We start from the raw sequence: 14,731 nt of genomic DNA, 5'->3' as shown, positions 1-14,731 counted from the left end.
ATGACTACAAACATTGAACCACACATGGAAACGGACGAGGAACTTATGCTTGATTATGGTAAAGGTAATCAAGCTGCCTTTCGTGCCCTTTATGCCCGTCATAAAGGGCCCTTGTATCGTTATGTGTGTCGCCAATTAGGCACAAAGCAGCAAAATAAAGCACAAGAATTGTTTCAAGAAGTGTGGCTGAGGGTAATCGATAATCGCACCCGTTACAAAGTAGAGGCTAAATTTAGCACTTGGCTTTATCGCATCGCTCATAACTTGTTGGTTGATGAACACCGAAAGTTAACAGCACGAGGTGAGCACTTGTCTTTAGTTGATGACGAACAACATGAAGGCAATCACCTTACTCTTGCCTCAAACCAAACGCATCACGAAAACACCTTGCATAATGATTATTTACAAAAGGCCATTAAGCATTGTGTTGAGCTACTTGTACCACAGCAACGCGAAGCGTTTTTGTTACGCCACGAAGCAGGGTTTGAGCCCGCACAAGTTTGCGACATTGTTGAGGCAAAACCTGAAACCGTTAAAACCAGATTACGCTACGCTATGTCGCAACTTCGCGAATGCTTGAAGCGCAAAGCGGGTGCTACTGAATTAGGAGGCGAAAGGCAGGTATGAGTAAGCAATTTAACGATGAAGAGATCATTAAGCTTTATCAACAAGGTAATGACGAGCTGCCGCCAAAAGCCCTCGATGACGGCATTTTGGCCCACGCGTCCGATGCAATTAGCAAAGAACAGCCCGTTATCATAAAGCCAAACCGCTGGTGGCATTATTCAGGTATCGCAGCAGCAATGGTTGCTATCGCCGTGTTTGCACCTTGGCAGTATTATCAAGAGCCAGATTTTGAATCAGAATTAAAATCTGTAGAATCAATGGGTAAGCCCGCGTTGCCGCAAGCCAAGAAAACAGCCAAACGTGAACAGCAAGTTGAAATGATGGAATTATTAGCAGATGACGTGCAGTTAGAAAAAATAGAAGTAACGGGTTCAAGAGTTGAACACGTAGCCCCAGAACAAAAAGCGCCATCTGTTCCAGCGCCACTGCCCGCGATGCCGAATTTAAAAGGCATTGAACCACGTTCTGAATTCAACGTTGTTTTAGCTAAACTTGAAGAAAATGACAAAAATGGCGCAGAACAAGCGCTAATTGAATTACTAAAAGCAAAACCAAAACTTCACGATAAGATCCCAGGACCTCTGAAGGGTTTATATCAAGAGCTAGTTAAAAACGGTAAATTGGCCAAGCCAGAGTAGTTAGAGGATTTTAGAGCGGGCTTAAATCACACATTCGTGAAAAAGTAGCATCGTGTTAAACGCAAGGTTGGGGCTAAACGTAACTCCACCCTCTCATTCGCTTTTAAACGTTAATTGCGTGCTGCAGATATACTTATAGCTAATATTTTGAAAGCTATGCATAAAACGCAGTCGAGGTGCTGCGTTTTACACTTTTGTTGATTATGTTTTTGATAGGTTATTCTGGTTTTAACGCTCGCATATCTTTTATTAGCTCTTCTAATTTTTTAAATTGTCGTCCGTAGATCATATTTAAGTCTAGGCGATAGAGCGCTGCTGAATATTTTATCACCACTAGTAATAGCACAGTGATTAGAGCCCAAACATAACCAGGAATATCTAGAAAAACATAGTCAGTTGGGTAGGCTTTTAGGAGCCGTGCCATTACGCGAGTACCTGCGTCACTCGCAAGTCCTTGTGACACCATTCCGACGTAAAATAATGGGTAGAAAAACTTGTAGTAAATAGCGTATCGCGTAATTGAATCCTGAAGCCACGCATTAAAGCTTTCTAAATACTCTAAACTACTTTGCCCTTTCGATAAGTTGTACGATTTATCTAACTCTTTTCTCGCCATCAGCACCAACGGAGCCAGTAATACACAAATATATAAGCCAAGCCAAGGTGCGCCGATTAAGCTCATCACTACGAGTAACAGCAAAGCCCCAATTACGATTGCTTTAATGTTCACAGCAAACATATGTTGCAGTTTATCAACTAAGTTTTGAGACTTTCTGCTATATAAGTCGTTAACTTTAGGCACTACTAGTTCGCCTTCGCTAATAAAGCCTTGTTTCCACATTGTTTCAATTGATTTTTTCATGTGTTCACTCCTGCGCGTTTATAAACTTGTTCAATCTTTCTTTAATGCGCGTAATGCGCACGCCAATACTGTTGGTGTTAGCACCGATAATTTCTGCAATCTCGCTGTAAGATTTTTCTTCTAAATAAAGTAAAATTACTGCTCGGTCTATCTCAGATAGATGTTTTATGGCGTTGTAAAGCACGTTAATGTCGTCTGAGTTAAATGCTTTTAAATCATCTTGTACCTCGTCGGGTAACGCATCAGACACAAAGTGTTTTTCGCCCTGTTTACGCTGTTTTAAATTGGTTAAGCATACATTTAAGGCCACTTTGTAAACCCAAGTAGACCATTGTGATCCCGCGTTAAAGCTGTCTTTGCTTCGCCATATTTGCAGGCATACCTCTTGGTAATAGTCATCAAAATCTTCTTGGCTATGTGTGTATGCCCGACATATTTTGATGATGATTCCCGCATAGGGCAGTATCGATTGCTGATAAAAATCGCTTCCCATTCACCTTGTTCCGTTTTGTATTTTTTTTAGTTAGTGGATTAAAGACGCTGTTTATTACAGCTTATTGGAATTTTTTTTCTGAAGGAAAGTATTTGAAGAAAAACATTAATAGCAAAGGTCAGCTAAAGTTAACGTTTATCAATAGCCTAGTAAGCAAATCACTAAGTAAATTTGCAACGTTTATTCAATTTACCTTACTTTAAATACTTATTTGTAATTTATTAGCCGCTTAGGTAACGTTTTACCTAAAAAGAATAAGGCGACTACCGTGGGTTTAGAACATAACGCGACTCAAGTTTCAGCGCATTTAAGCGCATGTGCAAATTGTGAAACGTCATTAGAAGATAAATTTTGCCCTTCATGCGGGCAACGCTATCGCTCAGAGCGATTATCGTTAAAAATGCTGTTGATAGATATTCCATCACAATGGCTTAACCTAGATAAGGGCTTTTTTTACACGTTCTTTCAACATTTTAAATCGCCGGGTTCCGTTGCAAAGCGTCATGTAGAAGGGCAAAGGGTTATTTTTACTAATCCGTTAACCTATTATTTGATTGGCGCAGCAGCGCAATTACTAATGTTGTTTGTGTTTAAAGATGTTTTATCTGAAAAAATGATTGCGCAAGTACAGCAATCTCCCGAAATGCTCGAAAGTTTAAAAGGTCTATTGGGAGAAAATGCCCCTAAAAAATATGCTGATTTGTATTTGTCGGTAATCAATCAGGGCTATACCTACTTAGGGTTTATTTTCTTATGTATTCCGTTTGCACTTTTTCTACGTTTATTTTCCAAAAAGCATAGGCAGGTTTATAACACCGCAGAAACACTGGTATTCTCTTTTTATACTATGGGGCATTTTGTGTTATGCACCGGATTATTGGGCTTTATCAGTATGATGATTAACCCAGACGTTCATGCACCGATCTCAGTTTTAATTTGCTTTGTATTTGGTTGGCTCTCTTGTCGCGGCTTTTATGGCAAAGCGCATCACAATGGCTTTGCATCTTTTTTTGCGCTTGTGCTGACGTTTGTAACCTTTCTGTCCACTCTTGTAATTATGATGGGAATTGCACTGCATACACGATAAAACCATATTTTCTATAGAGAGTTTTCAAGTGGTGATGCTTGGTAAGGCGAATTCGCTTACCAAGTATCATTATCGTCGCGCTTGCTAGCCTTATTTTTACCTGTAAAACTCACTTCGTTAAAAAATCCGATAAACGTAAATAATGCTACCCATAGCACCCATAAATGATTTGGTGCAGTAAACAGGTTAATTAATGTTAACCCGATAAGCAGTGGCAAATGTCTTAAGCTGTATTCAATAAAGTGTTTAATTACGTTGTTCATGATATCTCTCCTTGTTTAGTTGATGTAATTATTGTGGCAAATGACCGCACGCAGCACAGCTGCCAAGTGTCATCAATATAAGGTGACAATTGTCATTAATTGCCTTTTACTTCGCTTTTTTTGGATTGTGCAGCTTTGGCTGCGTTAATGGTTTTTGCGATAAAGTGTTGTAATAAAGGCGTATTTATTAGCAAGGGGAAAGTGTGAAAGTGCAGCTTCTTATTTGATTTATTGTGTTTAACAACCGGCACAGCATCGAGATAATACGCTGTACCGGTTGGCTTTAATTGATTATCGGTTGTGTGCTTGTTTCGAAATCATGTCAGCAACACTATCAACCTGTACCGACATACTTTCTTGGCTTGGCGGAAATGCTTTAAAGGTTTTTACAAAATCTGCAATTTGCTTACCCGCAGGGCCTAAAATCCAACTACGGTTTTCTGCCCACTCATCATAACCTCTGGCGTGAATAAAACGCTCAAATGGGTCCATTTTTAAGTTAATAATGTACGGTGAAGTTAGCGCTTGCTGTGTTGACCTAAACCAGTGCTCTTGCTCCGTGAAAATTAACTTCCAATCGCCGTAGCGCATACCGTGAAATGTGGTTTCGGTAAAGTAGTAAAACTCTTTGCGCTTTGTTTTACCATTGTTTAGCAAGATATCACTCTGATCAAAGCCGTCTAAATGCACTTTATATTTTTGACCATTAATTTTGCTACCTTTAAGCAGATTAGATTTTAAATTTTTGTCGCCAACCCACGACATAATTGTTGGCATCCAATCTTCCATGGTCATAAATTCACCGGTGCTTACACCTTTTGGAATATGCCCCGGCCATTTAACAAGCATAGGTACTCTAAAGCCACCTTCCCAACCACCAACACCTTTTTCGCCGTGAAACGGCTGGTTACCGCCATCAGGCCAAGAGTTAGATGCTGCGCCGTTATCGGTAGAGAACATCACAATTGTGTTATCAGCTACATTAAGCTCGTCTAATAAACCTAGTAATTCACCAACATCATCATCCAACTCAGCCATACCATCGGCATATAATCCATAGCCAGTTTTACCGTCATAGGCTTTGTTTAAGTTAGTTTGGTAGTGCATGCGCGTTGTGTTATGCCATACAAAGAAAGGTTTATTTTGTTTTACAGCATCACGAATAAAACGCTTTGATTCAACCAGCACTTCTTGATCTAAATTACGCTGGCGCTCTTTCCCAAACGGGCCAAGATCTTTAATCTCTTGCTTGCCATTAGCGAGTGCTTTTGAATGAATCACGCCACGCATGTTTAAGCCAAATTGCTTTTGTGTTTTAGCATCTTGCGGGTAGTCATGTTGCTCTGGATACTCACCAGCATTAAGGTGGTATAAAATACCAAAGAACTCATCAAAACCGTGGTTTGTTGGCAAGTGCTCATCGAGGTCGCCTAAATGGTTTTTACCAAATTGACCTGTGATATACCCTTTCGATTTAAGCATAGTGGCGAGCGTTGGATCTTTCTTTTGCAGACCTTGTGGTGCACCTGGCAAACCAACTGTGCTAAGTCCGGTTCGCATCGGGTATTGACCCGTAATAAACGCAGCCCGCCCTGCAGTGCATGAGGCTTGTGCGTAGTGATCCATAAATATCATGCCATTGTTGGCTATGCTATCTATGTTAGGTGTTTTACCTCCCATCATACCGCGGTGGTAGGCACTGATATTCCACATGCCAACATCATCGCCCCAAATAACAAGCACATTGGGTTTATCTGCCCCATAGCTGGGTAAACTAAAAGCTAAAATGGTCATACAGACCAATAGATACTTGAACATTTCTTTCTCCTTGAAAACAAGCCAAGACATAGACCTCGGCTGAAAAATCCCTTGTTTGCAGGCACCTTATACTGCGCTATAACGATATGCCCGAAAAAGACGGGTTGTGTATTTTCCATACTATTTGAATGCTATCTATTTACAAGCTAATTCCACCCTAACTTTGATTTAAATAGGAAAAAAAGATTATAAATATCAAAGTTAAATAGCAGTTTCACTCTGTTATATAAATGCTGTTAGTGAACAATATACTTGGGTACTTTGACGGCATTGGTATTTTTAAATGTTGCTTATACCTAAATGAAAGATTACGTAAGTTGTAAGTTTTTGGTTTGCACTTGTTAGCAAACGTAATGAATGTGTTTGATTTGGTGTAAATCTAGCAGTTTAACTTGAGCTATAGCGTGTGGCTCATGATAATAATGAATTTTGTGCATCTGCTGATTGGTGATTTTATTTGATTGGGTACACCTTGACTGTGGTTTTGGTGTTTAAAAAGTTGGTAATGCGCAGCTGTAACGCACTATTTTTCAGGGTTAAATCTAGCGTTGAAAAAATGTCTTTAAAATCATCGGGTAGCAACGCCGTATTTTGCATCAGCATTTGATATTCGTTATCGTCGCCAATCACAAAATCATATGCGCCAATGTAGCGAAAAGGCGTGGTATGGGTATTCACATATAAATATGCAAGTTCACGAATTAACTCTAATCCAGATTCGAAATACCTTGCTCTAACGATGATAATGTCTATTTTTTCGCAATGATTATTGTACTTTTCCACTGAAACCATTGCCTCAATATCATCTAACATACCTTGTTCGGTTTGGAATTTTTGTCCGTTAGAAACTAACACAACTTTTTGAGATGGACTGTTGGGTAAATAGAAAAGATCTGAATAGCCATAGAATCCCTCAAGTGAATTGGCTGTGAGGGAGTTTGGTTCGGCACTAAATCCAACATTTTTAGCGCTACAGGTAGTGTGCGAGTTATCACTTACACTCGTTTCTGACTGGCAAAGGAATGAAAATAATATTAAAGCTGAAGCCACTAAATATCGGTAAGCGCTTGGTATTTTTGTTAGCATTGTATTGTTATCCATTACTAATACATAGGCTTTTGTAACACGCATATCAATAGCTGAAGTACGCATTTTATACTGAGAGGATATTGCCTTTTTGAAAAGAAAAGTTCAACAGCGCCAACTTATTACGTGATAAGAGCAGAGTACCGAGCGCGTGTTTTAGTTGGCGCTATCATTCTGGCTGAAACGTTATACAATTTTACTTTTTGCCCGCTTACTATGACTTCATTGGAATGCCAGTTTTATGTCTATGACTACATAACTTCAGTAAATAATTATTCCCACATCGACATTATCGTTTAAGTTATCGGCGCCTATTTTCATAACTTGCCATGCACGACTTCAGCGAAATTTCGCAAATAGCGGGTTAAAAAATCAGGTGTTGGTAGGTGCAAAGTTTTAGATTATCCCGCTACTTATGGCGAAAAGTGTGTATCTTTAGCTCCCGTAATAAAAAGTACCGATACAGATTTGATTGTTTAGTTTCAGTTGTATTGTGTTTGAGAACACGGCCTAATACAGAAACTCATATTTCGCGACAAGATTCTTGTACTCTTTTGTTTGTTTATAGGTACTCATTGCACTATTGAAAGCAAGCATAAGTTTTTCATCAGTAAAGGCGATGTGATAGGTCGTTTTTGGAAATAATCGATGAATGACCACGTTTGCCATATGTGAACTGCCAATTAGCTCATTGCTTAAATAGTTAAAAATATTGATGTCCATAACGACAAAATCGACTTTGCCTTTTAACAGCATCTCAACTTGTTTTCGCTGATTGGGTAATTCTAAATACAGTGGGCTCTTTTGGGCGGCTTTTCGATATTCATCACCAAGAACCACCGACGCGTTTTGAAATGCAACAATAGAATGGTTTTTTAGATCGGATATTGAGTCGATTTCAATACTGCGCCCCTTCAAACTGATGGCAGCATTTTGATATGAAATATAGGGCTCGCTAAGCACTAAGCCTTCTATATCCATGTGTTCGTTCATTGTTAATGCGGCGTCTACTTTTTTTACTTTAATGAGTGTGTTTGAGCGGCCAAATGGCACATACACGTAGCTGACAGAATAACCCATATTAGCAAATATTGCTGAAACCATATCGAGTTCAAAGCCAGAATTTCTCTCTTCAATAACATAAGGCGGCTTGTTCCAACCAACTGAAATAGATAGAGAGTTAGCGATAGTATTGCTTGAAAATCCACTCACTGTTAGCAGTATAAGGTAGATAAAAACAACATAGTTTTTCGTTAGTTTTGCGCGTTTTATATCCATAAATCTCGCCTTTTTATCCACATTATTTGAGCTTAGGTCAAAGTATCTCGGTTTGATAATTAATTGTAACAGATCAGCGTAAATTAAGTGGGTAAAAGACCGATACGGGCTGGGATTCGATGCTTGCTTTGTGCCATTGCTTCTTGTTTTGGTCTGTATTCGTGTATTATTACGCTATCAATAGCGCGGTAACATTAAAAGTGAGAATTAAGCACAATGGCAAGTACAGCACATGCTCTACACATTTTGGTAAAGCATAAAGAGCAAGCGGAAGATATTCTCAAGCAGTTAAAAAAAGGGGCAAAGTTTCAAACTTTGGCAAAGAAGTATTCTAATTGCCCGTCGGGTAAGAAGGGTGGTGATTTAGGAGAGTTTAAACGCGGCACTATGGTGCCTCAATTTGATAAAGTGTGTTTTTCTTGCGAAGTGCTCACTCCGCAATTAGTTAAAACCAAGTTTGGTTGGCATATCATTAAAGTGCTGTACCGCACGTAAAAGGCACCTGTAGGTGAATAAACCTTTATAGTTGCCTTAAATGAATATAACTATTGCGTAATACAAAGAAGAAGCGGCATTTAAGCCGCTTTTTAAATGGTTATTTAAGCTCGCTTGGGCACTGCCAAGAAGACGTTTTTTGGTGAGTATATTGGTAGCATAAGCCGCTGCTTTTAATCTCAATATCTTTAATAAAGCCCGTTAAATCATTAAAGCTTTGCTCGCCAACTTGATTAAAACAATGTAAAAAGCCATCAGCTACTAAACAGGTATTCTGTTTATGTTGTGTAATCGTATACACATGAGAAAAAGCGTTTGTTAATGAAGTAGTATTAGCTGCATTTTGACCCCAACATTGCCACTGAGCGTTTTTAAATTGCACACACGCTGCGTTATTTCCAACCATATTTAGGCGTTCAATTTCGCCTGATAGTGTAGGAGTGTCGCTAACAATTGGATTTGCCGAATTACCAATACATTCCACAGCACTATTTTGTGTGAGTAAACAGGCGACTTCGTCATTCAATTTTAGTTGTCGGAGTTGGGCGGTATCAAGGGTAAACCTGATAGTACGACCATCATAAACACACACAGTACTGCGACCACTCACGGAGCAACTAATATCGTCCTTATCAATTCTTAATGTGCGATACATATCAATGAGTTTGTCGCTTTGCGTTGTTGACTCATTTTGATTAAATGATGCGTTAAGGCTGATTTCACCGTGAAACGACGGTGAACTTTCATAGCTAAATTCGCCACCATCTGATTGCACAATATCACCAATCGGTGTGTCAGTTTGCCACTGGGCGGTTTCTGCACGCAAGGTATCATCATGGTAAATTTGGTTGAATAATGTTATTTGAGAGCCCGCGTAAAACTGCTCGGTTAACCCAGGGTAAATGGTAAAATGGGATGGTTTTAGTCTTAGCTTAAAGTAATCATTTACTTGGTAGTCGCCCACAAACGCAGTAACTTGTAACGTGGTTTCTGCTTCTGTGGTGATGTTATCTGATAGCAGTGCCAGCTGAATTGTGTTGTTAATTAACTCAGCATTTTGTGTTGCGAAAGGCGTTACGGTGAACGGTAAATCAATGGCTACTGAATCAATCAAATCATACGCATTTGATACACTCAATGTGAAATTACCCGTTTCGCCGTTATATACCGGCAATGGGCGGTCGATATTATGCCCGATGTTTAGCTCAGTATCTAACGTGTAGGGATTTAATACGCGGATAGATTGAGTTAAGGTTTGCTGGTTGCCATTGGTTAAAGTGAGCGTTGCCTGTGCTTCTAAATCAATAAAAAAACCACTGCTTACTTCAGGTACAGTAATGTTTAGGCGATGGTCATTGGCGCTATAATCTTGTTCAGTAAGGTTATTTACAGTCCAATTAATGCTAGAAATTTGTTCTGGATTTTCAGTTATTACATCAACAAAAACTGCATGCCCTTTTACTGCTAAAGTACGATTTGCCGCCAAGCTAATGTTTGAATAGACAGTAACATCTTTGATTGTTACTGGTATCTCTGCAATGTGTGTTTGGTTTGCACTTGTTACGCTTACTTCCAGTATCAGCGTTTGATCGCTATCAACTTGAGGCGCGTTAAACGATACCGTTTTTGATGTGTCACCGGTAAGCGCAATTTCACTATTGTGCCAGCGCCACTTAATTTCAGATTGGCTGTCACTTGAATTTATCGTCACGCTTATGCTTGCGTCTTTGCCTTCATCAATAACGTAGCGTTCAGGCAGTGATATCGACAAAAAGTCTGAGGTGTCTGGGTTGATTGTAATACGTGTGTGCTTTTGTGAGAGCTGACCATTGGCGGTAACCGATATAATGGCATTAAACGATTGTGTTTGAGTTACGTCAGGCGTTAATAGTGTTAATGAGGATGTGGCCAAAGTGCCATTTAATGAATTTTGTACATTTACATCTGCATTAAGTGGTTCATCTAGCTGCCACGAAATGTCTGAAATAACATGATTCGCTTCGATTTGCGTAGTTAGCTCAAAATAACTGTTTTCTTTAGCAGAATATGCATCAAGTAAGTCAAACGTTACTTGCGCAGATTTAGGCTTTATTGTGACCGTAACATCCTGACTAGTTGTTGCATTTTTATCGTCTCGCGCGGTTAAAGTTAACGTTAGCGTGGTTTCTGTTGTTACTGTTGGTAATTGAACACTGGTTATTGCAAGTGTTGATTGGGTGATAGTAACTTGGTTAATGTCGTTCGACCAAGTTAATGAAACCGTGTCGTTTTCAGGATCAGCTACTTGATGTTCAATAGTAAGTATTGCACCGCTTTGTGCAGTATAGGCAGATTCAAGTGTCAGTTGAGGGGCACTGTTAACAACCTGAGGTGGTTTTTTACTTGATGAGCCGCCACAGCCGACTAACAGCATTATGGTTAATAAAATAATTGCGTCACGCATCCTTGTTCCTATTTAAAGTATTAACTCTAGCTCGCAAATGTACTTACATAGCTCACAAGTTAATAGGGGGGTGGGACGATAGGCATTTAACTGATGACCAAAGCATTTATTCTTTTGATTAGATTAGAGCGTGAAGGTCAACATGCGCTAAAGGACAATAAATTGTGAGAGTGTATTTAGGGGGGCTTTGCTGGTGTAATTACTTATTGTTTAACATGGTAGTCGCAATAAATTACGTTTTATGCGCATCTTGCCGCTATGTAAAACCCATACCAAGTAGTCTTAAAAACTTGTGGTCCGACAAGTGAGTTGTTAATCTCAAAACACTAATAACTATAAAGGCAACACCATGCAGGAATTTTTCGAAAAGTATCCAATTCACACTAAAATTAACGTTGTTTGGGGCGAAATGGATGCGTTAGGGCATGTAAATAATGTGTCTTATTTTCGTTACTTTGAAACAGCACGAATCGACTTTTTAACACAAACTGGTTTGCTTTCAGTGTTGTCGGACCCGACCAGTAGCCCTGTATTACGAGACACCTACGCACAATATAAACGCCCAGTGACCTTTCCTGATACCTTATATATTGGTTCATACATTACCGATATTAAAAGTGACCGCTTTACTATGCGCTATGAAGCGTTCAGTGAATCGCAGCAGGCTATTTGCACTACAGGCTATGCCAATGTAGTGATGTTTAATATGAAAACAGGGCAAAAATCACCTATTTCAGAAGACATGTTAGCGGTACTTAAACAGTACGAAAAAGGTGAGTATTAAACAAATTTTGGCTTATAATAAGCGCTATTTTTAAAACGTAAAAGGGGTCAAACTAGACCCCAACACTGTTATCTAACTAATTTTGATTAGGTGTGTTTTCAGCAAAGTATTCGTGGCTATCAGCGTTTTCAATAGCCTGATCAGGGTTTGAATTCGCTAAACTTTGCGCGCCCGATTGGCCATAAACAATATCATCCGTGCCCGCTACCGCAGTAAAGTGACTTAGTTCATGCACAATTGTACCTGCGCGTGAATCAGTACCTAGTACATTGGCACTCCAAAACGCTCTACATAAATAAACTTTGTAAGGCTGATTTGGATAAACATAGGCAAAATAGGTTTTTTTACAGCTACAGTCGAATGTAAGCGGTTGATTATCAATTGCGTCGTTAATTGCATTGAAATTGGCGCTAACTGTGTTGTAGCGAGATGATGTTGCTGCACCAAACCAAGTTTGGTAACGTGCTGATGTGTTCGAAGCGTTATGGCTGTTTAGGTACGAGACTGAGTCATTTGTGATTTGGTCTGCTGCCGAAAGTGCTGTCATAATGTCGTTCTTTTGACTGTTATCACAGCGGCCGGTAAAGCATGTGCCATCAATACAATCACCAGTAGAACCGCCACCACCTGGTTTTCCTTTGTTAGATGACCCTTTTTGTGCGATACCTTCAGACCAAAGCGATACTGTATTTGACTTTAGTTGCTCCACTTGGCGCTTCGCTTGTTTATCTCTTCCTGTTGCACGGCCAAATAAGTCGAATGATTTAACTTGATAAGTTACGTCATAATTACCTGCTTGAGAAAAGTCGTACAAGCCAGAAAGCTCAAAGGTTTTACTTAAACTTTGACCCGATTTTAGCATTATAAAATCTTTATCCGTTGGGGCGTGACGCTTGTAGTGCGGCCCCATAAACTCGATCGCTTGACCATCGCGGGTAATAGCGAATAGATTCTCTTCTTCAAGGTCGGTATACCAACTTAATATTTTTTGCACACCTTTACCGCTATTCGTAATTGTCAGTTCTGCTTGCACGTTGCCGTTATCTAAATGGGTAACATTTAAATCTACGTCTAACGCTCGGTTGCTCGCATTTGCAAAGGCCGATAGCGTTAAGCCGATCACGAGCGATATTGTTATGAGTATGCGTGAGAGTGAGAGTGTTGTCATAATTTTTCCTGTTATTATTTTAAGTACCCGGTTTGGGTAAAATAAATGTAGCAGAGTTGTTAACGGAAAAGAAGTGTTGATGTTTTTGGTATTATTGCTGTGCCACAATTATAGGCAAGGTTTAAATTGAATTTTCATACAAGGTTCAACTAAATCAGTTGATTGAGTGTGCTTGATGAAACGGTTGTGCTTTGCACAGTCTAATAAATATCATTTTGAACATTAAAGTAGATAGCCAATTTTAAAATTGACTATTTACTCATTGTTGAGCAGCGTTTTATGGGTCGAGCATCTTTTAGCAAGCGACCCGCCTAAATGGCATTTTTTGTTTATAAGTAATGCAGCGCCAAACCCATTCTAATGGCCCATATTGATAATGTGTAAGCCACCATTTACTCAGCAGAGACTGTAAAACAAAGCTTATTAGCGCAAGAAAAAAGCACATCAGCGGGCTAAGTGTTTGGTATAGCGAAAGCCCGAGGTTTGTAAATAAAAACAAGCCAATTACACTGTGAAGAATGTAATTACTTAGTGCAAGGCGGCCAACATAACTAAATTGTATCAATAGTTTTTTTATAAAGCCGCGGTGCCAAAGCCAAGCAATTGCCCACAGGTAACAAAGGCCAAAGGTAATATCACTCAAAAACATTAATTTAAACCATAATGGCCTTAGTAACTCGTGGCGATAAAGCTCGCTTTCCGGTAAGCAAAAAAGGAAAACTGCACGGTAAATACTTGTTAAAACTAATGCAAAAATTGTTGGTTTTTTAAAATAAACTAGCCATTGTTTTGAACCTAATGTAAGCGTACTTTTGCCAGCAGCAATACCTAATGTAAACATCGCAAATGCCATTGGTGCAAGGTAAAACAATAGCATAGGTAGGTTTGCCATATATTCATGAAAACGAAGTTGTATTGTCTCAAAGTATTCGCCTTCACGCAGCGTGCTAATTATGCCTTGTTCACCATACGCCAATAGTCCTTTATCAAGAGGTGTAGCTAGGCTTTTGAGGAATAATTCAGCAAGGTTGTCATAAAACGGAAAGACTAATAAACCAGCCCCAATCAAAATTAAAACGCGTACATTTAGTCTAACCATAGCTAAACTAAGCAACCCTAAAACAGCGTATAAATGTAATACGTCTCCTGACCAAAAAAAGGATATATGCAGCAAGCCAATGACGAATAACGCTGCCATTCTTCGCCTAAAAAAGCCCAAATACGGTTTGTTATTTAACTGCTTTTTGATGATCTGCGAAGTGATACCAAAACCAAATAAAAACGAGAAAATAGGGAAGAACTTATTGTAAAAAAAGAGTTGTAATACCCGGTTTATAAGCTCACTCGTAGTATCTTGGAATTGGCTTGAAAAGGCATCTTGGTTGATAAACAAGCAGTGCATAATTGTGATATTAATAAAAAAGATGCCGAAAATGGCAAAGCCACGAAAAATATCGAGCAGTGGATCTCGCTGAGCTGGTGTCATTGTATTTGTTATTATTGTTTTTTTATTAATGATGACACGGTCGAATGCCTAATGCCAGAACGAATGCAATCATGGTTTGGGTCATACGGCGATAAGCCTTTTGACATATTAGTTGGTAATAAAAAACGTGATTAAAAAATTAATCTTGTTTAAACCTTTTCAAAAAAAGCTTCGTCTAATACAAGGTCTTAAATAAAAACAAT

The 14,731-nt window shown here is 39.2% G+C and carries 14 protein-coding genes; 5 read left to right on the top strand and 9 right to left on the bottom strand.

Annotation, left to right across the window (positions count from 1 at the left end):
• Positions 1-24: 24 nt before the first annotated feature.
• Positions 25-627 carry a sigma-70 family RNA polymerase sigma factor gene (locus AC2IOM_RS17380; protein WP_486360615.1) on the top strand — a complete coding sequence of 201 codons (603 nt, stop codon included), beginning with the start codon at positions 25-27 and terminating at the stop codon, positions 625-627.
• Complete coding sequence (locus AC2IOM_RS17375; protein ID WP_486360614.1) at positions 624-1,265, top strand: hypothetical protein; 642 nt, start codon at positions 624-626, stop codon at positions 1,263-1,265. The genes AC2IOM_RS17380 and AC2IOM_RS17375 overlap by 4 nt, the downstream gene beginning before the upstream one ends.
• A gap of 217 nt (positions 1,266-1,482) precedes the next feature.
• On the opposite strand, the gene AC2IOM_RS17370 is transcribed toward AC2IOM_RS17375, so the two are convergent.
• Entirely contained in the window at positions 1,483-2,127 is a 645-nt protein-coding gene (locus AC2IOM_RS17370; RefSeq protein ID WP_486360613.1) for a hypothetical protein, read from the bottom strand.
• Positions 2,128-2,131: 4 nt separating this feature from the next.
• A complete protein-coding gene (locus AC2IOM_RS17365) occupies positions 2,132-2,620 on the bottom strand; it encodes an RNA polymerase sigma factor (RefSeq protein ID WP_336436124.1) in 489 nt (162 codons plus the stop codon).
• 268 nt (positions 2,621-2,888) lie between these two features.
• Between AC2IOM_RS17365 and AC2IOM_RS17360 the strand changes: the two genes are divergently transcribed.
• Positions 2,889-3,707: a DUF3667 domain-containing protein gene (locus tag AC2IOM_RS17360; protein ID WP_486360612.1), complete on the top strand. Its 819-nt coding sequence runs from the start codon at positions 2,889-2,891 to the stop codon at positions 3,705-3,707.
• A gap of 56 nt (positions 3,708-3,763) precedes the next feature.
• Here AC2IOM_RS17360 and AC2IOM_RS17355 read toward each other — a convergent pair whose 3' ends face one another.
• The 4 genes from AC2IOM_RS17355 to AC2IOM_RS17340 form a co-directional block, all read right to left on the bottom strand.
• Positions 3,764-3,970 (bottom strand): hypothetical protein, encoded by a 207-nt coding sequence (locus tag AC2IOM_RS17355; RefSeq protein ID WP_054979605.1) that lies wholly within the window; start codon positions 3,968-3,970, stop codon positions 3,764-3,766.
• A 291-nt stretch (positions 3,971-4,261) separates the two neighbouring features.
• Positions 4,262-5,788: an arylsulfatase gene (locus AC2IOM_RS17350; RefSeq protein ID WP_486360611.1), complete on the bottom strand. Its 1,527-nt coding sequence runs from the start codon at positions 5,786-5,788 to the stop codon at positions 4,262-4,264.
• A 453-nt stretch (positions 5,789-6,241) separates the two neighbouring features.
• The gene (locus tag AC2IOM_RS17345; protein WP_486360610.1) at positions 6,242-6,940 is read right to left on the bottom strand and encodes a hypothetical protein; all 699 of its coding nucleotides are present in this window, start codon (positions 6,938-6,940) and stop codon (positions 6,242-6,244) included.
• 444 nt (positions 6,941-7,384) lie between these two features.
• Entirely contained in the window at positions 7,385-8,152 is a 768-nt protein-coding gene (locus AC2IOM_RS17340) for a substrate-binding periplasmic protein (RefSeq protein WP_486360609.1), read from the bottom strand.
• 216 nt (positions 8,153-8,368) lie between these two features.
• Between AC2IOM_RS17340 and ppiC the strand changes: the two genes are divergently transcribed.
• Positions 8,369-8,647 carry a peptidylprolyl isomerase PpiC gene (gene ppiC, locus AC2IOM_RS17335; protein ID WP_010558734.1) on the top strand — a complete coding sequence of 93 codons (279 nt, stop codon included), beginning with the start codon at positions 8,369-8,371 and terminating at the stop codon, positions 8,645-8,647.
• Positions 8,648-8,747: 100 nt separating this feature from the next.
• Here the strand turns inward: ppiC and AC2IOM_RS17330 are convergent, their stop codons facing one another.
• Positions 8,748-11,090: a hypothetical protein gene (locus AC2IOM_RS17330; protein ID WP_486360608.1), complete on the bottom strand. Its 2,343-nt coding sequence runs from the start codon at positions 11,088-11,090 to the stop codon at positions 8,748-8,750.
• Between the two features lie 349 nt (positions 11,091-11,439).
• On the opposite strand from AC2IOM_RS17330, the gene AC2IOM_RS17325 reads away from it, so the two are divergent.
• A complete protein-coding gene (locus AC2IOM_RS17325; protein WP_486360607.1) occupies positions 11,440-11,874 on the top strand; it encodes an acyl-CoA thioesterase in 435 nt (144 codons plus the stop codon).
• Between the two features lie 76 nt (positions 11,875-11,950).
• Here AC2IOM_RS17325 and AC2IOM_RS17320 read toward each other — a convergent pair whose 3' ends face one another.
• Together AC2IOM_RS17320 and AC2IOM_RS17315 are read right to left on the bottom strand one after the other, a co-directional pair.
• Positions 11,951-13,042 (bottom strand): M35 family metalloendopeptidase, encoded by a 1,092-nt coding sequence (locus AC2IOM_RS17320; RefSeq protein ID WP_486360606.1) that lies wholly within the window; start codon positions 13,040-13,042, stop codon positions 11,951-11,953.
• A gap of 295 nt (positions 13,043-13,337) precedes the next feature.
• The gene (locus AC2IOM_RS17315) at positions 13,338-14,528 is read right to left on the bottom strand and encodes a DUF418 domain-containing protein (protein WP_486360605.1); all 1,191 of its coding nucleotides are present in this window, start codon (positions 14,526-14,528) and stop codon (positions 13,338-13,340) included.
• Between the last annotated feature and the right edge of the window lie 203 nt (positions 14,529-14,731).

The sequence above is a fragment of the Pseudoalteromonas sp. NS-SX12 genome, assembly GCF_057367955.1.
Note: the sequence above shows the minus strand (reverse complement) of the source record. Positions and strands in the feature narration are given on the sequence as shown.

Coding starts and splice junctions, on each gene's coding strand:
- ppiC (WP_010558734.1), top strand. CDS start 8,369: ATGGCAAGTACAGCACATGCTCTACACATTTTGGTAAAGCATAAAGAG.
- AC2IOM_RS17315 (WP_486360605.1), bottom strand. CDS start 14,528: ATGACACCAGCTCAGCGAGATCCACTGCTCGATATTTTTCGTGGCTTT.
- AC2IOM_RS17380 (WP_486360615.1), top strand. CDS start 25: ATGGAAACGGACGAGGAACTTATGCTTGATTATGGTAAAGGTAATCAA.
- AC2IOM_RS17320 (WP_486360606.1), bottom strand. CDS start 13,042: ATGACAACACTCTCACTCTCACGCATACTCATAACAATATCGCTCGTG.
- AC2IOM_RS17355 (WP_054979605.1), bottom strand. CDS start 3,970: ATGAACAACGTAATTAAACACTTTATTGAATACAGCTTAAGACATTTG.
- AC2IOM_RS17330 (WP_486360608.1), bottom strand. CDS start 11,090: ATGCGTGACGCAATTATTTTATTAACCATAATGCTGTTAGTCGGCTGT.
- AC2IOM_RS17375 (WP_486360614.1), top strand. CDS start 624: ATGAGTAAGCAATTTAACGATGAAGAGATCATTAAGCTTTATCAACAA.
- AC2IOM_RS17340 (WP_486360609.1), bottom strand. CDS start 8,152: ATGGATATAAAACGCGCAAAACTAACGAAAAACTATGTTGTTTTTATC.
- AC2IOM_RS17365 (WP_336436124.1), bottom strand. CDS start 2,620: ATGGGAAGCGATTTTTATCAGCAATCGATACTGCCCTATGCGGGAATC.
- AC2IOM_RS17325 (WP_486360607.1), top strand. CDS start 11,440: ATGCAGGAATTTTTCGAAAAGTATCCAATTCACACTAAAATTAACGTT.
- AC2IOM_RS17370 (WP_486360613.1), bottom strand. CDS start 2,127: ATGAAAAAATCAATTGAAACAATGTGGAAACAAGGCTTTATTAGCGAA.
- AC2IOM_RS17345 (WP_486360610.1), bottom strand. CDS start 6,940: ATGCGTACTTCAGCTATTGATATGCGTGTTACAAAAGCCTATGTATTA.
- AC2IOM_RS17350 (WP_486360611.1), bottom strand. CDS start 5,788: ATGTTCAAGTATCTATTGGTCTGTATGACCATTTTAGCTTTTAGTTTA.